We start from the raw sequence: 23,104 nt of genomic DNA, 5'->3' as shown, positions 1-23,104 counted from the left end.
TTAGCGATGGGCGCTAGGTGCGGCTAGTGCACGGGCGGCGGCGACATCCGCGCTGATCGCCGTTTTCAATGCCTCCAGGGAGGCGAAACGCTGCTCTTCACGCAGCTTCTGGTGGAAAACCACCGTCAAACGCCGGTCATACAGATCGCCGGCAAAATCTAAAAGATGGACTTCAAGGTGGGCCTTGCCATCACCTTGGACCGTGGGCCGAACGCCGATATTGGCGACGCCGGGCCAGGTCTTGCCGTCGATGTCGACGTCGACCAGGTAAACCCCGGTGAACGGCACGCGACGGCGTTTCAGTTGAATGTTCGCCGTGGGCGTACCCAACTGCCGGGCCAGTTTCTGGCCATGCAGCACGCGACCGGCAATCCGGTACGGGCGGCCGAGCAGACGCTCAGCCAAAGCAAAATCGGCGGCGGCCAACGCGTTGCGCACCTGAGTGCTGCTGACACGAATGCCGTCCAGCTCGACGGTTTGCGCGGCTTCGACGGTAAAACCGTGAACCTGGCCGGCCTGCAACAGGAAATCGAAATCGCCGAGGCGGTCGCAACCGAAGCGGAAATCATCACCGACCTCCAGATGCTGCACGCCGAGGCCATCGACCAGGATGGTATCGACGAACTCGCTGGCGCTGAGCTTGCTCAAGCGCTGGTTGAAGGCCAGACACAAGACCCGGTCGACACCTTCAGCGGCCAGCAGTTGCAGCTTGTCGCGCAACCGGGCCAGACGCGCCGGCGCGGTCTCCGGGGCAAAGAACTCCCGTGGCTGTGGCTCGAAAATCACCACGCAGCTGGGTACGCCCAACTCGAGCGCACGCTCACGCAGTCGGGCCAGGATGGCCTGGTGACCACGGTGAACACCGTCAAAGTTGCCAATAGTGGCGACGCAGCCCCGATGCTGGGGGCGCAGATTGTGGAGGCCTCGAACCAGCTGCATAACGCGCTTCTTGCTCATAAAGTGGCCGATTATAACCACACCAGACGGCCGACGACAGGCAACACCGTAACCCAAAGTGATCGAGCCGACAAAACTGCCGGCTCGCGTCCGTCTTTCAGGGGTGAAACCTCAGCTCAACGCCTTGCGATTGAAGTCGCGCAGGCGGAAACCAAGCAGCAGCAACATGCCGAAATAGGCGACCACGCCAGCAATCACCAACGCGCCCAGGCGCAGGAAGCGCTCCAGCATGTGACCCTGATCCCACGCGGGCATGAAATGCATGCCGATCAACAGCACGGCCGACATCACCGCCACCGCAACCACCAGCTTGAAACCGAACTTCAGCCAGCCCGGCTGTGGTTGATACATCTGTTGCTTGCGCAGTTGATAGAACAGCAGTCCGGCGTTCAGGCAGGCACCGGCGCTGATCGCCAACGCAAGGCCAGCGTGCGCCAGCGGGCCGATCAACACCAGATTGAACAACTGCGTGACCACCAGAGTGAAGATTGCGATTTTTACCGGTGTCCGGATGTTCTGTTGCGCATAGAAGCCAGGCGCCAGCACCTTGATCACGATAATCCCGAGCAGACCGACAGAATAGGCAATCAATGCCCGCTGCGTCATCTGCGCGTCAAAGCCGCTGAACTGGCCGTACTGGAACAGCGAAACGGTTAACGGTTCGGCCAGGATACCCAGCGCCAGCGCACACGGCAGTACCAGCACGAAGCACAGCCGCAGGCCCCAGTCGAGAATCCGCGAATATTCGTGGCGATCCTTGCTCGCATAGGTCTTGGCCAATGTCGGCAGCAGGATCGTGCCCAGCGCCACACCGAGCACACCGGACGGCAGCTCCATCAGACGGTCGGCGTAATACATCCACGACACAGAGCCCGCCACCAGGAACGAGGCGAAAATAGTGTTGATGATCAGGGAAATCTGGCTGACCGAGACGCCGATGATGGCCGGCAACATCTGCTTCATGACCCGCCAGACACCGGTATCGCGCAGATTCAGACGCGGCAGCACCAGCATGCCGATCTTTCTCAGGTGCGGCAGTTGATAGAGCAGCTGCGCGAGGCCACCGACCAGCACCGCCCAGCCAAGGGCCATGACCGGCGGATCGAAATACGGCGTCAGGAACAGCGAAAACACGATCATGCTGACGTTGAGCAGGGTCGGCACGAATGCCGGCACCGAGAAACGGTTCCAGGTATTGAGGATCGCACCTGCCAGGGAAGACAGGGAGATCAGCAATATATAAGGGAAGGTCACTCGCAGCAGGTCGGAGGTCAGCTGGAATTTTTCCGGGGTATCGGTGAAACCCGGCGCTGTGGCCCAGATCACCCAGGGCGCGGCAATCATGCCCAGCGCGGTGACCAGCGCCAGCACCAGCGTCAGCAGACCGGAAACGTAGGCAATAAAGGTGCGGGTCGCCTCTTCGCCCTTCTGGCTTTTATACTCGGCCAGGATCGGCACAAAAGCCTGGGAAAACGCGCCCTCGGCGAAAATCCTGCGCAGCAGATTGGGCAGTTTGAAGGCGATGAAGAAGGCGTCGGTCGCCATTCCGGCGCCGAAGGTGCGGGCGATGAGCGTGTCGCGAACAAACCCGAGAATCCGGGAAAGCATCGTGATAGAGCTGACGGCGGCCAACGATTTGAGCAGATTCATTGAAGGAATGTGTGCCTGTCGATAAACAGCAGGCGAATAACGCGCCCACTTGTGCGATACTCCGCGCCGCAACAGCACAGAGCCAAAGCTCGCGAGTTTACAGGTCACACGCCGGAAAGAAATATCCCGTCGCACCACGCCTACCACTTAGCGGAACGTTTCAAGCGCCCTTGACAAGACTTCAACTCATCGGCATGATTCGCGGCCTATTTTGTTTGCTATTTCCTAAAAAGTCTTTCGAGGAGCTCGACGGTGGCCAACTCACCTTCCGCCAAAAAACGTGCAAAACAGGCTGAGAAGCGTCGCAGCCACAACGCCAGCCTGCGTTCCATGGTTCGTACCTACATCAAGAATGTAGTTAAAGCCATCGACGCAAAAGACGCTGAAAAAGCTCAAGCTGCATACGTTCTGGCTGTGCCAGTTATCGACCGCATGGCCGATAAAGGCATCATCCACAAGAACAAGGCTGCTCGTCATAAGAGCCGTCTGAATGGCCACGTCAAGGCACTGAAAGAAGCTGCCTAAGCGACGTAGTCATTAAAAAACCGACCTCAGGGTCGGTTTTTTATTGCCTGCGATTTGCTGAAATCAAGACCCAAAAAAGAGGAGCCAATCGGCTTGCCAATCGACTCCTCTTTTTTTACGCGTGATTAATGAGCTGACGCCCACGGCAGAATCGGGATCGCCGTCACCGCATTCTGCGGGCTACCCTCGATCAGACGATCACTGTAGACCAGATAGACCAGCGTATTGCGCTTCTTGTCGAGGAAGCGCACCACCTGCATGGTCTTGAACACCAGCGAAGTGCGCTCCTTGAAAACCTCTTCACCATCCTTCAACTCGCCCCTGAAGTTGATCGGCCCGACCTGGCGGCAAGCAATGGACGCCTCGGCACGATCCTCGGCCAGACCCAACCCACCCTTCACACCACCGGTCTTGGCGCGCGACAGGTAGCAGGTCACACCCTCGACCTTCGGGTCATCGAACGCCTCGACCACAATCCGGTCGTTCGGCCCGACAAACTTGAACACCGTCGACACCTGGCCGATTTCCTCGGCCGAGGCCAGCAATGGCAACACCACCAGCAAGCCCAACAATCCTTTTGCCATACGCATCGCGTTTTTCCTTACACCAGAATCAGGTTGTCACGGTGAACCAGTTCCGGCTCAGCCATGTAACCCAGCAAACCGACAATCGCATCCGACGACTGACCGATGATTTTTTGTGCTTCCAGCGCGCTGTAATTGGCCAGGCCACGGGCAATCTCTCGACCGTCCGGCGCCACGCACACCACCATTTCGCCGCGACGGAAACTGCCCTGAACCAGTTTGACCCCGACCGGCAGCAGGCTTTTATTGCCCTGAGACAGAGCGGAAACCGCGCCATCATCCAGCACCAGCGTGCCACGGGTTTGCAGATGACCGGCCAGCCACTGTTTGCGCGCCGCGAGCATGCCGCGCTCAGGCGACAGCAGCGTACCGATGCGCTCACCCGCCTTCAGACGATCGAGCACGCGCTCCAGACGCCCGCCGACAATGATGGTGTGCGCCCCGGAACGCGCCGCCAGACGTGCCGCGCGCAGCTTGGTCTGCATGCCGCCACGCCCCAGCGCACCACCGGTACCGCCCGCCACCGCATCCAGCGTCGGATCATCGGCGCGCGCTTCGTAAATCAGCTGGGCATCAGGGTTATTGCGCGGATCGGCGTCGAACATACCGTCGCGATCCGTCAGGATCACCAGCAGATCGGCCTCGACCAGGTTGGCCACCAGCGCTGCAAGCGTGTCGTTGTCGCCGAAGCGGATCTCGTCGGTGACCACAGTGTCGTTCTCGTTGATCACCGGGATGACTTTCAGCTCGACCAGCGCGCGCAAGGTGCTGCGGGCGTTCAGGTAGCGCTTGCGATCGGACAGGTCGTCGTGGGTCAGGAGAATCTGCGCGGTGTGCCGGCCATGCTCGGCAAAGCTCGATTCCCAGGCTTGCACCAGGCCCATCTGACCGATTGCAGCGGCAGCCTGGAGCTCGTGCATCGCACTGGGTCGCGCAGTCCAGCCCAGGCGACTCATGCCCGCCGCCACTGCCCCGGAGGACACCAGCACCAGCTCGACGCCGGCCTCGTGCAAAGCCACCATCTGCTCGACCCAGACACTCATTGCCGCGCGATCCAGCCCTTTGCCATCCGCCGTCAGCAAAGCGCTGCCGATCTTCACGACCCAACGCTGCGCACCTGTCACCTTGCTCCGCATCATCTTCAACCTTAGCTTGAGGGCAGCGCGACCTGGCACTGCCCGTGACGTTATTCGTGGTTCTTCGTGACCAACAATCGATTTCCAGATACTAAAACGCCGCTCGATTGAGCGGCGCTTAAGTTTACTGCAACGAATCAGTCACGCACGTAAATGATTTCCGGACCGTCTTCGTCATCCACATCTTCTTCGTCCCAGTCATCGTCGCCGATGTCATGGACCGACTTCACGCCGCTGCGACGCAGGGCACGCTTGTCATCCAGCGCCTGCAACTGCGCACGGGCTTCGTCTTCGATGCGCTGATCCAGATCGGCCAGCTCTTCCTTGTAGGCCGGGTCATTGGCCAAGCGATCGGCACGATCTTCCAGATAACGCATGATGTCGCGCGTCAGGCGCTCGGTGCCTTCTTTGGCGATGGCCGAGATCACGTAGACCGGACCGGTCCACTCCAGACGATCGACGATTTCCTTGACCCGCGCTTCGTGCTCTTCTTCGAGGATCTGGTCGCACTTGTTCAGCACCAGCCAGCGATCACGCTCGGCCAGCGACGGGCTGAACTTGATCAGCTCGTTGACGATCACTTCAGCGGCGTCCGGCGCGCTGCTTTCATCCAGTGGCGCCATGTCGACGAGGTGCAGCAACAGACGGGTACGCGCCAGGTGTTTGAGGAAACGAATACCCAGACCGGCACCATCGGAAGCGCCTTCGATCAGACCCGGAATGTCGGCGATGACGAAGCTTTTCCAGCGATCGACGCTGACCACACCGAGGTTCGGCACCAGGGTGGTAAACGGGTAATCGGCAACTTTCGGCTTGGCAGCCGACACCGAGCGGATAAAGGTACTTTTACCGGCGTTCGGCAGACCGAGCAGACCGACGTCGGCCAGCACTTTCATTTCCAGTTTCAGGTCGCGCTGCTCGCCCGGCTTGCCCGGCGTGGTCTGGCGCGGCGCACGGTTGGTACTGGATTTGAAACGGGTGTTACCCAGACCGTGCCAGCCGCCCTGCACCACCATCAGTTTCTGACCGGCTTTGGTCAGGTCGCCGATGACTTCCTGGGTGGCGGAGTCGATCACGGTGGTGCCGACCGGCACGCGCAGGATCAGGTCTTCACCCTTCTTGCCGGTGCAGTCGGTGCTGCCGCCGTTGGAGCCACGCTCGGCATCGAAGTGCCGGGTGTAACGGTAGTCCACCAGGGTGTTGAGGTTTTCGTCGGCCATCATGTAGATGGAACCGCCGTCACCGCCATCACCACCGTTCGGGCCGCCGTTTTCAATGAATTTTTCCCGACGGAAACTCATGCAGCCATTGCCGCCGTCGCCAGCCTTTACGCGGATCGATACTTCATCAACAAACTTCATAACCAACGCCTCTCGCCGTACGGACGAGCCGAAAAACAATCAAGACATAAGACTCTTGCAAAAATGAGCGCAGCGACCCCAATCCACGACCTGCATCGCACGCCGGCAGCCCATACAAACAGCTTTGCAAGAGACTCACCCCACAAACGAAAAAGCCCCGTCGCAAGACAGGGCTTCTCCAGCACTCTCGCAGTTAGGCTGCGACAACGCTCACGTAACGACGACCGAAGGCGCCTTTTACTTCGAACTTGATCACGCCTTCGATTTTCGCGAAGAGGGTGTGATCTTTACCCATGCCAACGCCGTAGCCAGCGTGGAATTGGGTGCCGCGCTGACGCACGATGATGTTGCCGGCCTTGATGACCTGGCCGCCATACATCTTCACGCCAAGGCGTTTGGCTTCTGAGTCGCGACCGTTACGGGTACTACCACCAGCTTTTTTGTGTGCCATGAGTTCAATTCTCCTAGTGAGGAATTAGGCTGTAATTAAGCCTGAATACCGGTGATTTTGATCTCGGTGAACCACTGGCGGTGGCCCATACGCTTCATGTGGTGCTTACGGCGACGGAACTTGATGATGCGGACTTTATCGTGACGACCTTGGGAGATCACTTCAGCCTTGACGGTTGCGCCAGCAACAACAGGTGCGCCGATGTTCACGTCGTCGCCGTTGGCGACCAACAGAACGCGGTCAAAAGTCACGGATTCGCCAGTGGCGACTTCCAGTTTTTCGATCTTCAGGTATTCACCTTCAGCGACCTTGTATTGCTTACCGCCGGTAACGATTACTGCGTACATGGTATTTCTCCGATAATCCTGCTCACCCAGCTCTTTATAAGAAGAGGTATTGGCTGGCATGGCTGCATGGGGCTGGAACGGCCCAAGTGCAATTGCGTAAGGCAGGTGCTGCCCAGGAAGTTCAGGGTGCGCGATTGTACGCAAGCCTTCGAAGTCATGCAAGGGGCCGTCCATCGCGCCTTGACAGGCCCGGACGTGGGTCCTAGCATGCCGCGCAACCCTTCTGGAGCACCTGTCGCTGATGCAACCCCAAGCTTTCTACCGCGCGGTGGCGGACGATTTTAGCGCCGTCGACGGCATCATCAAGAAGCAGCTGACTTCCCGAGTGCCGCTGGTATCGAAAATCGGCGATTACATCACGTCGGCCGGCGGCAAACGCCTGCGTCCTTTATTGGTGCTGCTGTGTGGCAAGGCCCTGGGTCGCGAAGGCGACGACATGCGCCTGCTGGCCGCCACCATCGAATTCCTGCACACCGCCACCCTGCTGCATGACGACGTGGTCGACATGTCCGGCATGCGCCGTGGCCGCTCCACCGCCAACGCCATGTGGGGCAACGCCCCGAGCGTACTGGTGGGCGACTTCCTGTACTCGCGTTCGTTCGAGATGATGGTCGAACTGGGCTCGATGCCGGTGATGAAGATCCTGTCTCAGGCCACGCGCATCATCGCCGAAGGCGAAGTGCTGCAACTGTCCAAGGTCCGCGACGCCAGCACCACCGAAGAAACCTACATGGAAGTCATCCGCGGCAAGACCGCGATGCTCTTCGAGGCTTCGACCCACAGTGCCGCGGCGCTGGCCGGTGCCACCGCCGAGCAGAGCGAAGCCCTGCGCACCTTCGGCGATCACCTGGGCGTGGCGTTCCAACTGGTCGACGACCTGCTCGACTACAAGGGCGACGCCGAAACCCTGGGCAAGAACGTCGGTGACGATCTGGCCGAAGGCAAGCCGACCCTGCCGCTGATCTACACCATGCGCGAAGGCACGCCAGAGCAAGCCGCACTGGTACGCCAGGCAATCCAGAAAGGCGGGATCGAAGACCTGGAAAGCATCCGCATCGCCGTGGAAGCCTCCGGTTCGCTGGAATACACAGCGCAACTGGCCCGTGATTACGTGGCCCGTGCGATCAAGTGCCTCGACGCGCTGCCGGCCAGCGAATACCGCGATGCGCTGGTTGAGCTGAGCGAGTTCGCGGTCGCCCGCACGCACTGATCAGCATCGCGTCATCTAAAAACCGCAGCCTCCGTTGGAGCCTGCGGTTTTTTGTTGCCTGCCATCGGCGGCTAAAACCCTATACAATGTGCGACTTTTAGCGATCCCCTCTCCAAGGAGCCTTAGTGAGCACGTTGCCACCCTGCCCGAAATGCAATTCCGAATACACCTACGAAGACGGCACCCAACTGGTGTGCCCGGAGTGCGCCCACGAGTGGTCTGCCGGCGGTGAAGCCGAAGTGGCGTCCGATGATGCCGTGAAGAAAGATTCGGTCGGTAACGTCCTGCAGGACGGCGACACCATCACCGTGATCAAGGACCTGAAGGTCAAGGGCACCTCGCTGGTGGTCAAGGTCGGCACCAAGGTCAAGAACATCCGCCTGTGCGATGGCGATCACGACATCGACTGCAAGATCGACGGCATCGGCCCGATGAAACTCAAATCCGAGTTCGTCAGAAAAGTCTGAGTCTGCTGTCTTCCATCCCGCGCCCGCCGTGGGATGGAGCTTCGCCCTCCCCCGCAATCCCCAGCAAATCCTCGCGATAGCCAAACGCCAGCCGTTTTGACCTTACGCAATCTTTACCCGCAAAAAATCACAAACCGCCAATAGGCGCTTGCTATTTGACGAATAAGAATTATTCTCATTGAAACCTTTCAATGGAGATGAGACCCATGACTTATTTGATCGACGCCTGGCTGGATCGCCCGCATCCGTACCTCAGGATCCTGCATCGGGAAACCGGTGAAGTCTGTGCCGTACTGGAAGAAGAAGCCCTGCATGAACTGCAGGATCAAGGGGATCTTGACGTCAGCGGCCTGAGTTCCAGCGAGCCATTGGTGCTCAAGGAGCTGGTGCGCAATCTGTTCCTGTTCTGCTATGCCCGGGCCTTGCGCCCGACCAGTGAACTGCACAACAAGATCGAAGTATGAGAACGGCGAGGAAACCCTGCACAAGCCACGCTTGTGCAGGGTAACGGGATTACAGAACGTCGAGCAGCTCGACGTCGAACACCAGAACGCTGTGCGGCGGGATGCTGCCAACGCCTTGAGCACCGTAAGCCAGCTCGCTCGGCACATACAGACGCCATTTACTGCCGGCATTCATTAGTTGCAGGGCTTCGGTCCAGCCAGCGATAACGCCGCCAACAGGGAATTCAGCGGGCTGGCCACGCTCGTAGGAGCTGTCGAACACAGTGCCGTCGATCAGCGTGCCGTGGTAGTGAGTACGCACGGTGTCTTCACGGGATGGCTTGGCGCCTTCGCCCTGCGTCAGCACTTCGAATTGCAGACCGGAGGCCAGGGTGGTGATGCCTTCTTTCTTGGCGTTTTCAGCCAGGAATGCCAGGCCTTCGCCAGCAGCGGCTTCAGCCTTGGCAGCGGCTTCGGCTTGCATGATCTCGCGGATCACCTTGAAGCTGGCGGACATGGCTTCCTGACTTACACGGCTTTCCTTACCGGCGAACGCGTCGGTCAGACCGGCCAGGATGGCGTCCAGGCTGACACCCGGTGGCGGGTTGTCGCGCAGCTGGTCACCCAACTGACGGCCAATACCGTAGCTGACGCGGGTTTCGTCGGTGGACAGATTAACTTCGGACATGACACTGCTCCGCTGTGCGGACGGCCTCAGGACCTGCCGTGCGTACACAGCGCGTCCCGGCGCGCCCGGAACCAAAAGGGCGAGCAGACTAGCACAGATGTTCCGGCATTGATCAGGCCCCAGGGCCTACAGCGCGGATCGCCAAGCCAGCGGCACCTTCAGGCTTTCTTCGCCACTGGCGCCAAGACCGCACATTTCATCGTGCACCGAGGTGTGCACCAGGTTGAACGGCAGCACCGGAAAGTTATGCAGCACATCCCGGGCATGCTCGACCGAACGCAGCGTCAGCATATTCCCCTGCGGATCGCTCAGCGGATACGCCGCGCCATGCATCCGGGCCTCAAGCAGATAGATCCCGCCTTCCATGGAGATCAGGTTCAGTTCGTCGACCTTTCTGGCGACGGCAAACGCATTCAACTCTTGCAGGTTCATGAACGCACCTCACGCGGTGGCAAGCCTTGAGACCTACAGGGATATGCCTCGGCGGATCAAAGCACAAGCCACAAACGACACCGCCCGTCTGTTTCGCAACAGACGGGCGGTTTTGTTACAGCAATCGTCAGCTCATCAGTGCTTGGTGAGCTTGTCCAGATAACCCATGGCAAACGCCGAGATCACGAAGGTCATGTGGATGATCACGTACCACATCAGGTGCTCGGGATCGACGTTCTTGGCATCCATGAAGATCCGCAGCAGATGGATCGAAGAGATTGCAACGATCGACGCCGCCACTTTCATCTTCAGCGACGAGGAGTCCATGGTGCCCAGCCAGCTGAGCTTTTCCTTGCCTTCATCGATGTTCAGCTCGGAGACGAAGTTCTCGTAGCCGGAAATCATCACCATCACCAGCAAGCCGCCGACCAGCGCCATGTCGATCAGCGACAGCAGCACCAGAATCAGCTCGGACTCGGCCATGGAGAAAACGTTGGGAATGACATGAAACACTTCCTGGAAGAATTTCAATGCCAGCGCCAGCAGCCCCAGGGACAGCCCGATGTAGATCGGCGCCAGCAGCCAGCGCGTGGCGTACATTGCATTTTCGATAAAGCGTTCCATTGACTCTCACACAAGAAGGGTTGAAATCGGCGGCGAGTATACCAGCCGCCCATGACAGCCAGAAACCGCCCGGAAATCCGCCACCTGCGTGTGTGTGTCAAAGTTTTTCTGCTAGTGTCCAAACCATTGACAGCCCAGCGACAGTGCACAGGAAGACGGGAAATGGATGTGCGATTGCCGATAACGACTGCCGGAATTTGCTTTGCCCTGTTGCTTGGCGGGTGTTCGCCCGGCGATGAAAAGCCTGCCGTCAGCCTCGAGGAAAAGACCGCGCAGTTCGAGCAGTCGCTGGACGCCATCACCGACCCCAAACTCAAGGACGCCGTGACCGAACTCGGCCGTTCGCTGCTGTTGCTCGAACGCGCGCAACAGAAGCTCGACAACAAACCGTCCATTACCGAATACGGCGAAGACGCCCTCGGCGTGCTCAGGCACTACCCCACGCCGCAGACGCTGGTCGATACCTTCATCAACGGCCTGTTCGTGCTGCACAAGGATTCCAGTTCCGATTACCTCACCGATCTGCAACCGGTGTTCCCTTTCAATCTCAACATCCCCGGCGGCTTTCTGTTCCCCCATGGCGTGGAGTGGCGCTCGGTGACCCTGAGCAACAAACGGGTGATTGCCTATCAACCGGAATGGTCGGAAACCGATCCGGGCATTCAGCTCAGTCCTTCCAGTTCCAACGTCACCAACCCCGATGACCTGACTGTCACTTACCCGTTCATCGAAGGGCTGAATGTCGACAAGAACAACCTGCCGCGCCCGGTCAGCCTGCAAGGCCAGGTGGAAGTCATCGTCCCGAAACGCCTGCACAGTTTCAATCTGGATAAAAAGGACGTCGGCCAGACCCGCTCCGATGGCAGCCTCAGCGTGACCTTGCTGAAACTGGACACACACTACGCCGAACTCGAGTTCAGCAACCAACTGCCGCTCGCCCCGGAAGTCGCCAATACCCGGCTCAATCCGTTGATCGTCCAGGCCCGCGATTCGACGGGCCAGTATCTGGTGCGGGCCGGCGCCATCAATGAAAACCCCGAGCAGGTGGCGTTCTATCAAAAGCAGCTGGCCTACCTGCAACAGCAAAAAGCCTGGAGCGAGACGCTGGAAAAAAAGCTGGACGATGAACAACAGGCCTTTGAACAGCAGCATCCGCGCCACTACAACAAGGTGTACTTCAACGGCCCGATCGACGCCCTCGAAGTCAGCCTGCTGGATTTTTCCGAAGCAACCGTCACCCGCAAGGCGCTGGATTTGCCCGTGCGCGAATTCGATCCGCACACCACGGAAAAAACCGTGCAGCCGCTCGACCTGCCGATCACCGTCTACGATGACCTCGCGCCCGACTGGCTCAAGGGCGCGTCCCTGACTGAAGAACAGCTGAAAAGCGGCGTTCATATCCGCCAGTCGGTTGAAGAGCCGAGCGCCGCGCGCATCGAATTCGACCACCGCAAAACCTTCAACGATGAAATGCTCGGCGACGACTTCAGCCCCGGCGAAAGCCCGGTGACGTTCTTCACTGAAAAACACAACGGCAAACTCGACGAGCCGATCGAACTGCCGCCCGAGGCGTATCAGGTCGACCCGCTGCAGGCGACCATCACCTACGACCTGAACCTGTTCCCGGAAACCCCGGCGATTGCCGTCGGCTCGATGCCGTTGTTCCTGGCCACGGTGGACAAACAGGCTTATGAAGCCAAGGCCCTGCCTAAAGGTCTGGAAATCAGGAACAACGCATTGGTGGTGGATTTAAAGCGATTCCCCGCCAACGAATGGCGATTTTTCGTCAAGGACGACAGCGGTCATTACCTGAAGCGGATTCTGTCGGTCAGCCACGACGCGAGCACGGAAGGGCCGGCGTTATTCGGCGTGCATTATTTCTACGGCCGTCCGACGCACGTGGAAACCTACCAGCGAACCGACCTCGCCACCGTGCAATACGGCTTTGAGGTCAAACTCGACAAGGCGCAGACCCAGGGCGCTGCGCCCTGATCGGCGCTGATGATCGGCACTCTAGTGATCGAAAGTGCCGATGCTGCGTCCGCGTCCACCGTTGATCTGCCGTAACTGCGCCTGCAGATGCAACGACCAGATCTGTGGATCATTGGCCAGTTCATAGCCGTGCATCGTCAGGCTTTCAACGATGGTGTCGAGAATCGACTCGGCGGCGATCGGTCCGTGGAACGGACCCTGGGCCTTGATGGCGGAAGGTTGTTCACCGGCCATGCCGGCGGCGAAGAGCAACGTCCACATGCCGTTATCGCCGGCCAACGGCTTGATGGCGCATTCGATACGGGTCACGAGACCCAGGCACTGACGGGTGAGGCAGAGGTTGCGCGACATGGCGGCGACCCTCGGTAAAGCCGGTGTTCAGCCCTTGCTGAAGAGCTGTTTCGATCCAGTGATACTGTCGATGTCCTTGAGCAGAGAATAGAAGAAAAGTCCGCCGCGCAAGCCGCACAGAACCAGAAGGCGCCGAATGGTCATTGTGTGAATATTGACGCCAGACTGATGGCACTTTTGCCGACGTTCGCGACAAAACAAAAACGGGAGCACAAGGCTCCCGTTTTTTTATGGCTGCCTGGCTTACGCCGGTTTGGCCTCGGCCAGCGCCTCCTGCGCCAGTTCCTTCTCGGCCTCTTTCAGATCCTCTTCACTGATCATCTCGGCAATCACCCGCAGGCGCTCCACCACCCGCGCATTGACGCTGCCTTCCGGGAATTCGCCCTGTTCGTTCGGCTCACCGGCCGGCTCGCCCACCAGCAGGCTCAACGCTTCGTCGGCCTGACGCACCGCGTAAACGTGGAACTGCCCGGCACGCACCGCCGCCAGCACCTTTTCATCAAGCATCAGCGTGGCAACGTTGGCCTGGGGAATGATCGCGCCCTGCTCGCCCGTCAGCCCGCGTGCTTCGCAGAGACGGAAGAAGCCTTCGATCTTCTCGTTGACCCCACCCACCGCCTGCACTTCGCCGAACTGGTTGATCGAGCCGGTGATCGCGAAGCATTGCTTGAGCGGGGTTTTCGACAACGCCGAAATCAGTGTGCACGCCTCGCCCAGCGACGCACTGTCGCCATCGACGTAGCCGTAGGATTGCTCCAGCGCGATGCTCGCGGAAATCGCCAGCGGGAATTCCTGGGCGTAACGGCTGCCCAGATACCCGGTGAGGATCATCACGCCCTTGGAGTGGATTGGCTGACCGAGATTGACCTCGCGCTCGATGTCGACGATGCCGCTGCCGCCCGGGTACACCGTGGCGGAAATCCGCGCCGGCACGCCGAACGCCGAGTCGCCGACTTCGAGCACCGTCAGCCCGTTGCACTTGCCGACTGCGGCGCCGTCGGTGTCGATCAGAATGATCCCCGCCAGCATGTCGTCGAGAATCCGCGCCGATACCCGGCCGGTGCGGGTGGCCTTGGCCTTCAGGGCACGCTCGATGTGGCCGGCGTCGGTCATTTCATCGTTGGCCAGGTGCCTGATGAAATCCGCCTCGCTGACCAACTGAAACAGATCGCCGATCCGCGCCGACAAACGCCCCTGGTGCTCGGCCAAACGCGCGCTGTAAGTTGCCAGGCGCGCCACCGCGTCGGCGGTCAGCGGCGCCATGCCCTCTTCCGAAGTTCGGGTTTTCAGCAACTGGGCGAACTGCTCCAGGCTTTCGTCGACCATCGGGATGTCTTCGTCGAAGTCCACCAGAACACGGAACATCTCCTGGAAGTCCGGATCAAGGTCCTGCAGCGTGTAATACAGCTGACGCGCGCCGATGATGATCACTTTGACCTGCAACGGAATGTGCTGCGGGTTGAGCGTCATGGTGGCGAAACGGCCCATCTCGCCCAGCGGCGATTCCATCTTCAGCTTGCGCGATTGCAGGGCGCGCTTGAGCGCATCCCAGACAAACGGCTCGCCGAGCATTTTTTCCGCTTCAAGAATCAGGAAACCACCGTTGGCGCGGTGCAACGCACCCGGACGCAACTGGCGATAGGTGGTGTAGAGCGCGCCCTGATCGGTGGTGTACTCGATGCGGCCGAACAGGTTTTCGTAGGTCGGATGCGGCTCGAAGACCACCGGCGCACCGCCGCTGGCCGGATGGCCGACCACCAGGCTCGGCGCATATTGCTCTTCCAGCAGCTTGCGCGCGACGGCGTCGGTCTTGCTGTCATCGACCAGTTGCTCGACCACGGTTCTCAGCAGATAGACCTGCATCGCTTGCAGGTAACCGCAGACGGCCGCATTTTCCGCGTACTTTTCCGACAGCGGTGCGAGCAAGGGCTGCAAGGCCAGGGTGATGGTTTCTTCGTTGAGCTGACGCAGCTGGTTGCTCGACTCGCGCTTCCATTGCGGCAGGCTGGCGAGCTCTTCGTTCAGGCGCTCTTCGAGGCCGGAGATGTCGTCATGAAAACGCTCGCGTTCGGCCTCCGGCAACTGGGCGAACTCGGCTTCGTCCAGCGCCTTGCCTTCGAGCATCGGGGTGAAGGCGATGTTGCTGCTGTCGCGGTACAGGGCGACGTCTTTTTCCAAAGCCAGACGTTCGATGACATCCAGTGCCTTGTCGTAGCGCTGGTTGAAGGCGCGGTCGATGGCGCTTTTCTTCTGCTGGTAGGACGGGTGCTCGAACACCGCAGGAAAGGTCGCCAGCAGGTTGTCGATGAGGCCGTTGATGTCGCCGATGAAAGCAGCGGCGCTGCCCGATGGCAGCTCCAAAGCGCGGGGTTCGCGCGGCTCATCGAAATTGTTGACGTAGACCCAGTCCGCCGGGGTCTGCAGGCGTTTGCCTTCGGCCTTCAGGTAGCGTTTGACGAACGAGAAACGGCCGGTGCCGGGCTCGCCCATGACAAATACGTTGTAACCGGGGCGTGGCATGGCCACACCGAACTGCAAGGCTTCGACCGCACGTTCCTGGCCGAGCACACCGCGAAAGGGCTCCAGATCATTGGTGGTAGTGAAGCTGAACTGTTCAGCGGAAAACGGACGGGTCAGCGCTTCGGGCGCTAGACGCAAGCTGGCAGCAACAGGATCAGGCATCGGGCTTCCTTAACAATCAGGCGGGGCAGATAGCGGCATTCTGGCGCTGCCCGAGCCCCACTGGCAAGGCGCGCCACACGACAAAGCATAGACAACCGCCCTGCACGCGGCGCCGCCCCGTGAAACCGGGGTTTATTCCAAATATTGTGCAAAAACTCACGGAACCCTCGGAACGTGCCTAAACTCCAAACTGCGCGGCTGGAACTAATACCGGCCCACTGGCTTCGTCTGGATCTGTTTCGTACAGAGCTTGGGGGCCAGAACCCTGTCCATTGGTATGCACACAAAGAGAACAAAGCTATGAAACGGATTCTTCTCGGTACTCTCTTCACCGCTGTATCCATCAACGCCATGGCGCAAGCTCCAGGCGGCCCGGATTGCGGTTGGGGCAACATGCTGTTCGAAGGTCAGCGTGGCACCCCGGCACACTTCCTGGCATCCACCACCAACGGCACCTCCGGCAACGCGACGTTCGGCATGACGTCCGGCACCAACGGCTGCTCCACCAACGCTTCGCTGACCTATGGCGGCAAATCCTGGTTTGCCATGAATGGCATGATGAACGAGCTGTCCGAAGACATGGCAAAAGGCAACGGCGAAGCGCTGACGACCTATGCCGTGGTACTGGGCGTGGCGCCGGAAGACCGTGCGCACTTCGCCGCCGTCACTCACGAGCACTTCCAGCAGATCTTCAGCAAGGCTGACGTGACCGCTGAAGACGTGCATACCAACACCCTGGCCGTTCTGAAGGCAGACCCACGTCTGGCCAAGTACGCGACTCAGGCTTAAGCTCGACCCACCCGCTTCCTTCGGGAAGCGGGTTTTATTTTTTCGGCCCGCCCTTCCCGGGCTTTGTTTCTTTTCGACTTAAGTTGCCATTTATGCTCAAACGCCTTGCCTGGCTGGCGCTGTGTGTCTGCGCCCCGCTGTCCGCCGCGCCTCACATCGACCCTCAACGTTTGCAGCAACTGGCCAACGACCGCTTCTGGATTTCCCTCGGTCATTACGAAACCGCCAAACTCGGTGGCTGGCGCAGCTACGTCAGCGACAAAAAATTCTTCCTCGCCCCTGACGGCAACGAACACCCCGACCATGAACTGGCCGCCACCGTGCAGGCGTTGTACGCCCCGGCCAGTCTCGGTGAGCGACACGCACAGTGCGTTTACCCGGCACGCACCCGCTGGTTGAAAGATCAACTGAACCTGACCGACTTACCGGCGCCGGACTGCGCCGAATTCAAGAAATGGTTCAAGGACGTCTCGCCCCACAGCGCGGTGATGATTTTCCCGGCGGCCTACCTCAACAGCCCGTCGTCGATGTTCGGCCACACCCTGCTGCGCATCGACCAGGCTGACGTACAAAGCGACAAGACTTCTCTGCTCAGCTACGCGATCAACTTCGGCGCCTACATCGAAGGTTCGGACAACAGCATTCTTTACGCCTGGAAAGGCCTGATGGGCGGTTATCCGGGGCTGTTCGCGCTGGTGCCCTATCAGGAAAAACTCTCGGAATACCGCAGCCTGGAAAACCGAGATCTGTGGGAATACCGGCTCAATCTGACGCAAGCCGAAACCGCGCGAATGGTCGAGCACGTGTGGGAGTTGAAGCAGATCCAGTTCGATTACTTCTTCTTCGATGAAAACTGCTCCTATCGCCTGCTGGAACTGTTGCAGGTGGCGCGCCCGAGCCTGCGCCTGACCGAGCAATTCCCGCTGACGGCGATCCCCACCGACACCGTCAAAGCGGTGAAGGAAGCCGGGCTGGTCGAGCACATCGAATATCGTCCGTCCCGCGAGCGCGAACTGCTCAGCCGTGCCGAGCCCTTGAGCGGCGAAGAACAGGACTGGGTGCTGAAAGTCAGCGCCGACCAGCAGCAATTGCAGGATCCAGGCTTCCAGGCCCTGCCCCGGGATCGCCAGGCGCTGATTGTTGACGCGGCGTATCGGCTGGAGCGCTACCGCGCCAACGGCCAGGAACGTGATCCACAGCGAGCGCAGCGCAGTTTCGAATTGCTGCGGGCGATCAACAAGAATCCGGCGCCGGAGCTGCAAATTCCCCAACCGGGTCTGCCCGAAGACGGCCACGAATCGCGCACCTGGCAGGCTGGTCTCGGCACGCGCGGTGACCGCGCGTTCGGCGAGTACGGCTTGCGCATGGCCTATCACGACCTCAACGACAACGCCGAGAGTTTCCCCCTCGGCGCACAGATCGAAATCCTGCAAATGAAGCTGCGCCAGTACGAAGGCAATCACTGGCAATTTCAGCAACTGGATCTGGCGACCATCCGCTCGCTGACGCCGCGCAACGCGCTGTTGCAGCCGCTGTCGTGGCAAGTCACCGGCGGTCTTGAGCGAGTGCCGGGCAAGCATGATGACGAGACGCTGGTCAGCCACGTCAACGGTGGCGGTGGCGGCACGTGGGCGCTGGGTGACGATGTGCTGGGTTTTGCCCTCGGCACCGTGCGCGTTGAACACAACAATGATTTCGCCGAGTTCGTTTCCCCCGCAGGCGGTTTCAATACCGGCGTTTTGTGGAAAAACCCGTTGGGCAATCTCAGCCTGGAGGCCAAAGGCGATTACTTCTTCAATGGTGAAGTGCGCCGTAGCCTGAGCCTGAATCAGCAGTGGGAACTGTCGCGCAACCTCGGCCTGCGCCTGAGCGCCCAGCGTGAGTTCAGCCATCTGGCCACGCCGGAGACCGAAGTGATGCTGGAAGTGAAGTGGTATCACTACTGATCCCGAACATATCCCTGAAACTGTGGAAGCGGGCTTGCCCGCGATAGCGAATTATCAGTCAACAGAAATGTTGAGTCTGATGGCCTCATCGCGGGCAAGCCCGCTCCCACAGGGATCTCCACTGGTTAACGAATTACTGACAGGCCTTTCACCAAAGCCCGACGAATCCGCTTCTAGACTTTCCCTATCAGCCGTGTGACGGCTCGGGAGAGTGTGATGTGGCGGTGTGCGGTGTTCGCGGGCGTGTTGCTGTTGCTGGGTGGCTGTCAGAGCACTCACGAAGACCTGATTGCCAAGGGTTATCCACCGGCGTTCGCCGACGGTTTCGATGACGGATGCATCAGCGGTCGTCAGGCGGCCGGTTCGATCAGCGGCGAATTTCGCAAGAACGTGCCGCGTTATCTCAAGGACAAGCAATACGCCGAAGGCTGGAGCGACGGCTTCCGTCAGTGTCAGGCGATGCTGGAAAACAAGGATCGCGAACAGTATCGCAACGAGCACTGGGACGAACGCGAGCGCGCCTGGCAGCAGGAGAAGGATCAGGGCGCCGCGCGGGCTTATCGTTCGCAGTAGGTCGCTTCCAGACATCCAGCGAAACCTTTTGCCTGCGACCATGGCCCAACGGCTATAACAGGAGCCCACCATGAGTCGCGCTTTCGTCAACGAAGACAATGCCGCTGCGCAAGCCGATCAGCCGGTCGAACGGCAGGTCAGCACCCAGCCCAATTACGTCACGCCGCAAGGGTTTGCCCAATTGCAGGCAAAAGTCGCCGAGCTGCAAAGCCTGCACGCCGAGCAGTCGGCCAAGGGCGAACAGGCTGACAAACAGCGGCTGGCCGATCTCGAACGGGATTTGCGTTATTTCAATCAACGGGTCGGCAGCGCTCAAGTCGCTCCGGCCCCGACATCTACCGACAAAGTGCAGATCGGCAGCTGGGTGACCTACGCCGACGAACACGACACCGAGCACCGGGTGCAACTGGTCGGTGAAGACCAGGCCGATGCGGCCAACGGCCTGATCAACTGGGCCTCACCGCTGGGCCGTGCGCTGCTTGGCGCGCGGCTCAACGATGAAGTGCTGTGGCAGCGCCCGGCAGGCGATCAACTGATCGAAGTGATCCGCATCGAGCGCTCTTGAACCCGGTTGCTTAAACCACGCCTTGGGCGAGCATCGCGTCGGCGACTTTGACGAAGCCGGCGATGTTCGCGCCTTTGACGTAGTTGATCCGGCCGTTTTCCTCGCCGTAGTGCACACAGGCGTGGTGGATCGACTGCATGATCCCGTGCAACTTGCTGTCCACTTCGCCCCCGGTCCACAGCAGGCGCATGGCGTTCTGCGACATCTCCAGCCCACTGACCGCCACGCCGCCGGCATTCGAGGCCTTGCCCGGCGCAAACAGAATGCCGGCCTCGATAAAGATATCCACAGCCTCGAGGGTGGTCGGCATGTTCGCGCCCTCGGCCACGCAGATGCAGCCGTTGCGCAGCAAGGTGCGGGCGGATTCCGCGTCGAGCTCGTTCTGGGTCGCGCATGGCAGCGCGATGTCGCACGGCAACGACCATGGCAATTGACCGGCGCGGAACTCCAGGCCGAAGGCGGAAGCCAATTCGCTGATCCGCCCACGCTTGACGTTCTTAAGTTCCAGCAGCGCCAGCCACTGTTCTTCGCTCAGGCCCGCCTCGCAATACAGCGTGCCTTCGGAGTCGGACAGGGAAATCACTTTGCCGCCCAGGTCCATCACTTTGCGAGCCGCGTATTGCGCAACGTTGCCGGAACCGGAGATCGCCACGCGCTTGCCTTCGACGGTCTGCCCGCGACGCTTGAGCATTTCTTCAGCGAAATACACGCAACCGAAACCAGTGGCTTCCGGACGAATCAGGCTGCCGCCGTAGGTCATGCCCTTGCCGGTCAGCACGCTGGTGAACTGGTTGCTCAGGCGCTTGTACTGGCCGAACAGGAAACCGATTTCCCGAGCGCCGACACCGATATCACCGGCCGGCACGTCCACGTCGGCACCGATGTGCCGGTACAGTTCGCTCATGAATGCCTGGCAGAAACGCATGACTTCGGCGTCGCTCTTGCCCTTCGGATCGAAGTCCGAGCCACCCTTGCCGCCGCCCATGGGCAATGAGGTCAGGGAGTTCTTGAAGGTCTGTTCGAAGGCGAGGAATTTCAGCACGCCCATATTCACCGAAGGATGGAAGCGCAAGCCGCCCTTGTACGGGCCGATGGCGCTGTTCATCTGGATGCGGAAACCGCGATTGACCTGCACCTTGCCCTGATCGTCGACCCACGACACCCGGAACACCACCGCCCGCTCCGGCTCGCAGATGCGCTCCAGAATCCCCGAGGTCAGATAGTGCGGATTGGCTTCGAGAAACGGCCACAGGCTGCGCAGGACTTCTTCGACGGCCTGGTGGAATTCGGGTTGATCCGGATCGCGTTTTTTCAGACGGGCGAGGAAGGATTCGACGGATTCGATCATGGGGAAAGTCTCGGCAGATTTGTTGTCGTTGGAAGCGATTGAGCCGGACTGTAACAAACGATCTGTACACAGCAACAGACAAAAATGTCGCATTTATGAAAACAAATAGTACACAAGGTATAAAACAGTCTGCATTGCAGGCAAAAAAAAGCGGAGCCCGAAGGCTCCGCTGTTTCATGCAACCAACCCGTAATCAGGCCAGTTTCTTGTGGCGTACCCGGTGTGGCTGGGCCGCTGCTTCGCCGAGGCGCTTTTTGCGATCGGCTTCGTACTCGGTGTAGTTGCCTTCGAAGAACACCGCTTGCGAGTCGTCTTCGTACGCCAGGATGTGAGTTGCGACGCGGTCAAGGAACCACCGATCGTGAGAGATCACAATGGCGGCGCCCGGGAAGTCCAGCAGGGCTTCTTCCAGGGAACGCAGGGTTTCAACGTCGAGGTCGTTGGACGGTTCGTCGAGCAGCAGGACGTTGCCGCCCTCCTTCAGAGTCAGCGCCAGGTGCAGACGACCGCGCTCACCACCGGACAGGTCCTTGACGAACTTCTGCTGATCGCCGCCCTTGAAGTTGAAGCGACCGACGTAGGTACGCGACGGGATCTCGTAGTTGCCGATGCGGATCTGGTCGGAACCGTCGGAGATCTGCTGGAACACGGTCTTGCTGCCGTCCAGGTCTTCACGGCTCTGATCCACGCAGGCCAGTTGCACGGTTTCGCCGATCTCGATGCTGCCGGAGTCCGGGGTTTCCTTGCCCATCAGCATGCGGAACAGGGTCGACTTACCGGCACCGTTACCGCCGATCACGCCGACGATGGCGCCTTTGGGCATCGAGAACGACAGGTTGTCGATCAGTACGCGATCGCCATAGCCCTTGGTGACGTTCTTGAATTCGATGACCTTGTCACCCAGGCGCGGACCGGCCGGGATGTAGATCTCGTTGGTTTCCGAACGCTTCTGGAATTCCTGCGACTGCATTTCTTCGAAGCGTTGCAGACGAGCCTTGGATTTCGACTGGCGGGCCTTGGCGCCTTTGCGCACCCACTCCAGTTCTTCCTTCATGGCTTTTTCGTGAGCCGATTGCTGCTTGGATTCCTGGGCCAGACGATCGGACTTGGCTTCCAGCCAACCGGAGTAGTTGCCCTCGTAAGGAATGCCCGCGCCGCGGTCGAGTTCCAGAATCCAGCCGGCAACGTTGTCCAGGAAGTAACGGTCGTGCGTGATCGCGACCACAGTGCCCGGGAAGTCGTGCAGGAAGTGTTCGAGCCACGCAACGGAGTCGGCGTCCAGGTGGTTGGTCGGTTCGTCGAGCAGCAGCATGTCCGGGGCAGACAGCAGCAGACGGCACAGGGCCACACGACGTTTTTCACCACCGGACAGGTGTTCCACTTTCGCGTCCCAGGCCGGCAGACGCAGCGCATCGGCGGCAACTTCCAGCTGGCGCTCCAGATTGTGACCGTCGCTGGCCTGCAGGATCGCTTCGAGCTTGGCCTGTTCGGCGGCCAGCTTGTCAAAGTCGGCGTCCGGGTCGGCGTAGGCCGCGTAGACCTCGTCCAGACGCGCTTGCGCATCCTTGATCACGCTGACCGCTTCCTCGACCACTTCACGCACGGTCTTGGTCGGATCCAGTTGCGGTTCTTGCGGCAGGTAACCGATGTTCAGTTCCGGCATCGGGCGCGCTTCGCCTTCGAACTCGGTGTCGACGCCGGCCATGATTTTCAGCAGCGTGGATTTACCCGAACCGTTGAGGCCGAGTACGCCGATCTTGGCGCCGGGGAAGAAAGACAGCGAAATGTTTTTCAGGATTTCCCGCTTCGGCGGAACAACTTTGCCCAGCCGATGCATGGTGAAGACGTATTGAGCCATGGAGAACCTTGGGTCAGTGACAGATGAATGATTGGAGCGCAGGCGATGCCCGGCCAGACCGATGCGCGTCGTTCACTTGATGGTCATCAATGCGTGCGCGCTGAAAAAGTCTGAGTCTAGGAGCT

At 59.9% G+C, this 23,104-nt stretch carries 23 protein-coding genes; 9 read left to right on the top strand and 14 right to left on the bottom strand.

Annotated features, from left to right (window positions below):
• Together ribF and murJ are read right to left on the bottom strand one after the other, a co-directional pair.
• The gene (ribF, locus tag ACKUG4_RS17345; RefSeq protein WP_007959537.1) at positions 1–939 is read right to left on the bottom strand and encodes a bifunctional riboflavin kinase/FAD synthetase; all 939 of its coding nucleotides are present in this window, start codon (positions 937–939) and stop codon (positions 1–3) included.
• A gap of 129 nt (positions 940–1,068) precedes the next feature.
• Positions 1,069–2,607, bottom strand: coding sequence for a murein biosynthesis integral membrane protein MurJ (gene murJ, locus ACKUG4_RS17340; protein ID WP_064599529.1), 1,539 nt, complete (start codon positions 2,605–2,607; stop codon positions 1,069–1,071).
• 252 nt (positions 2,608–2,859) lie between these two features.
• On the opposite strand from murJ, the gene rpsT reads away from it, so the two are divergent.
• Positions 2,860–3,132 (top strand): 30S ribosomal protein S20, encoded by a 273-nt coding sequence (rpsT, locus tag ACKUG4_RS17335; RefSeq protein WP_003228351.1) that lies wholly within the window; start codon positions 2,860–2,862, stop codon positions 3,130–3,132.
• A gap of 125 nt (positions 3,133–3,257) precedes the next feature.
• On the opposite strand, the gene ACKUG4_RS17330 is transcribed toward rpsT, so the two are convergent.
• From ACKUG4_RS17330 to rplU, 5 genes are all read right to left on the bottom strand, one after another.
• On the bottom strand, positions 3,258–3,722 hold the full coding sequence (locus tag ACKUG4_RS17330; RefSeq protein ID WP_064599531.1) for a CreA family protein: 465 nt from the start codon (positions 3,720–3,722) through the stop codon (positions 3,258–3,260).
• 11 nt (positions 3,723–3,733) lie between these two features.
• The gene (gene proB, locus ACKUG4_RS17325; protein ID WP_039771715.1) at positions 3,734–4,852 is read right to left on the bottom strand and encodes a glutamate 5-kinase; all 1,119 of its coding nucleotides are present in this window, start codon (positions 4,850–4,852) and stop codon (positions 3,734–3,736) included.
• A 137-nt stretch (positions 4,853–4,989) separates the two neighbouring features.
• The gene (cgtA, locus tag ACKUG4_RS17320; protein ID WP_039771717.1) at positions 4,990–6,213 is read right to left on the bottom strand and encodes an Obg family GTPase CgtA; all 1,224 of its coding nucleotides are present in this window, start codon (positions 6,211–6,213) and stop codon (positions 4,990–4,992) included.
• Positions 6,214–6,406: 193 nt separating this feature from the next.
• On the bottom strand, positions 6,407–6,664 hold the full coding sequence (rpmA, locus tag ACKUG4_RS17315; RefSeq protein WP_003228360.1) for a 50S ribosomal protein L27: 258 nt from the start codon (positions 6,662–6,664) through the stop codon (positions 6,407–6,409).
• A gap of 35 nt (positions 6,665–6,699) precedes the next feature.
• Entirely contained in the window at positions 6,700–7,011 is a 312-nt protein-coding gene (rplU, locus tag ACKUG4_RS17310) for a 50S ribosomal protein L21 (RefSeq protein ID WP_003228361.1), read from the bottom strand.
• 241 nt (positions 7,012–7,252) lie between these two features.
• Here rplU and ACKUG4_RS17305 point away from each other — a divergent pair, with 241 nt between their 5' ends.
• The 3 genes from ACKUG4_RS17305 to ACKUG4_RS17295 all read left to right on the top strand — a co-directional run bounded on the left by ACKUG4_RS17305 (position 7,253) and on the right by ACKUG4_RS17295 (position 9,152).
• Positions 7,253–8,221, top strand: coding sequence for a polyprenyl synthetase family protein (locus ACKUG4_RS17305; protein ID WP_007950962.1), 969 nt, complete (start codon positions 7,253–7,255; stop codon positions 8,219–8,221).
• A gap of 125 nt (positions 8,222–8,346) precedes the next feature.
• Complete coding sequence (locus ACKUG4_RS17300; RefSeq protein WP_007950963.1) at positions 8,347–8,688, top strand: zinc ribbon domain-containing protein YjdM; 342 nt, start codon at positions 8,347–8,349, stop codon at positions 8,686–8,688.
• A 206-nt stretch (positions 8,689–8,894) separates the two neighbouring features.
• On the top strand, positions 8,895–9,152 hold the full coding sequence (locus ACKUG4_RS17295; protein ID WP_007950964.1) for a PA4570 family protein: 258 nt from the start codon (positions 8,895–8,897) through the stop codon (positions 9,150–9,152).
• Between the two features lie 49 nt (positions 9,153–9,201).
• Here ACKUG4_RS17295 and bamJ read toward each other — a convergent pair whose 3' ends face one another.
• The 3 genes from bamJ to ACKUG4_RS17280 form a co-directional block, all read right to left on the bottom strand.
• Positions 9,202–9,819 carry a BamJ family beta-barrel-assembly machinery protein gene (gene bamJ, locus ACKUG4_RS17290; RefSeq protein ID WP_007950965.1) on the bottom strand — a complete coding sequence of 206 codons (618 nt, stop codon included), beginning with the start codon at positions 9,817–9,819 and terminating at the stop codon, positions 9,202–9,204.
• Positions 9,820–9,945: 126 nt separating this feature from the next.
• The gene (locus tag ACKUG4_RS17285) at positions 9,946–10,251 is read right to left on the bottom strand and encodes a DUF6482 family protein (RefSeq protein WP_064599536.1); all 306 of its coding nucleotides are present in this window, start codon (positions 10,249–10,251) and stop codon (positions 9,946–9,948) included.
• A 135-nt stretch (positions 10,252–10,386) separates the two neighbouring features.
• The gene (locus tag ACKUG4_RS17280; RefSeq protein WP_007950967.1) at positions 10,387–10,875 is read right to left on the bottom strand and encodes a TIGR00645 family protein; all 489 of its coding nucleotides are present in this window, start codon (positions 10,873–10,875) and stop codon (positions 10,387–10,389) included.
• Positions 10,876–11,037: 162 nt separating this feature from the next.
• Here ACKUG4_RS17280 and ACKUG4_RS17275 point away from each other — a divergent pair, with 162 nt between their 5' ends.
• On the top strand, positions 11,038–12,867 hold the full coding sequence (locus ACKUG4_RS17275) for a hypothetical protein (protein ID WP_445434475.1): 1,830 nt from the start codon (positions 11,038–11,040) through the stop codon (positions 12,865–12,867).
• 21 nt (positions 12,868–12,888) lie between these two features.
• On the opposite strand, the gene ACKUG4_RS17270 is transcribed toward ACKUG4_RS17275, so the two are convergent.
• Both ACKUG4_RS17270 and ACKUG4_RS17265 read right to left on the bottom strand, forming a co-directional pair.
• Positions 12,889–13,218 (bottom strand): PA4575 family protein, encoded by a 330-nt coding sequence (locus ACKUG4_RS17270; RefSeq protein WP_007950969.1) that lies wholly within the window; start codon positions 13,216–13,218, stop codon positions 12,889–12,891.
• Positions 13,219–13,461: 243 nt separating this feature from the next.
• Positions 13,462–15,900 (bottom strand): Lon protease family protein, encoded by a 2,439-nt coding sequence (locus ACKUG4_RS17265; RefSeq protein ID WP_445434474.1) that lies wholly within the window; start codon positions 15,898–15,900, stop codon positions 13,462–13,464.
• Positions 15,901–16,200: 300 nt separating this feature from the next.
• On the opposite strand from ACKUG4_RS17265, the gene ACKUG4_RS17260 reads away from it, so the two are divergent.
• The 4 genes from ACKUG4_RS17260 (at position 16,201) to ACKUG4_RS17245 (ending at position 19,773) form a co-directional block, all read left to right on the top strand.
• The gene (locus tag ACKUG4_RS17260) at positions 16,201–16,689 is read left to right on the top strand and encodes a DUF3015 domain-containing protein (protein ID WP_007950971.1); all 489 of its coding nucleotides are present in this window, start codon (positions 16,201–16,203) and stop codon (positions 16,687–16,689) included.
• Positions 16,690–16,781: 92 nt separating this feature from the next.
• Positions 16,782–18,635, top strand: coding sequence for an Lnb N-terminal periplasmic domain-containing protein (locus tag ACKUG4_RS17255; protein WP_445434473.1), 1,854 nt, complete (start codon positions 16,782–16,784; stop codon positions 18,633–18,635).
• Between the two features lie 216 nt (positions 18,636–18,851).
• Positions 18,852–19,208: a hypothetical protein gene (locus ACKUG4_RS17250; RefSeq protein ID WP_007950973.1), complete on the top strand. Its 357-nt coding sequence runs from the start codon at positions 18,852–18,854 to the stop codon at positions 19,206–19,208.
• 70 nt (positions 19,209–19,278) lie between these two features.
• Positions 19,279–19,773 carry a GreA/GreB family elongation factor gene (locus ACKUG4_RS17245; protein WP_103385464.1) on the top strand — a complete coding sequence of 165 codons (495 nt, stop codon included), beginning with the start codon at positions 19,279–19,281 and terminating at the stop codon, positions 19,771–19,773.
• Between the two features lie 10 nt (positions 19,774–19,783).
• On the opposite strand, the gene gdhA is transcribed toward ACKUG4_RS17245, so the two are convergent.
• Positions 19,784–21,121 carry an NADP-specific glutamate dehydrogenase gene (gene gdhA, locus ACKUG4_RS17240; RefSeq protein ID WP_445434472.1) on the bottom strand — a complete coding sequence of 446 codons (1,338 nt, stop codon included), beginning with the start codon at positions 21,119–21,121 and terminating at the stop codon, positions 19,784–19,786.
• A gap of 193 nt (positions 21,122–21,314) precedes the next feature.
• Positions 21,315–22,979, bottom strand: a complete 1,665-nt coding sequence (ettA, locus tag ACKUG4_RS17235) for an energy-dependent translational throttle protein EttA (RefSeq protein WP_007950976.1) — start codon at positions 22,977–22,979, stop codon at positions 21,315–21,317.
• Positions 22,980–23,104 lie beyond the last annotated feature (125 nt).

The organism is Candidatus Pseudomonas auctus, from assembly GCF_048654275.1.
GTDB classification, from domain to species: domain Bacteria; phylum Pseudomonadota; class Gammaproteobacteria; order Pseudomonadales; family Pseudomonadaceae; genus Aquipseudomonas; species Aquipseudomonas pharyngis.
The sequence above is the reverse complement of the archived record's forward strand: the minus strand, read 5'-3'. Positions and strand labels throughout refer to the sequence as shown.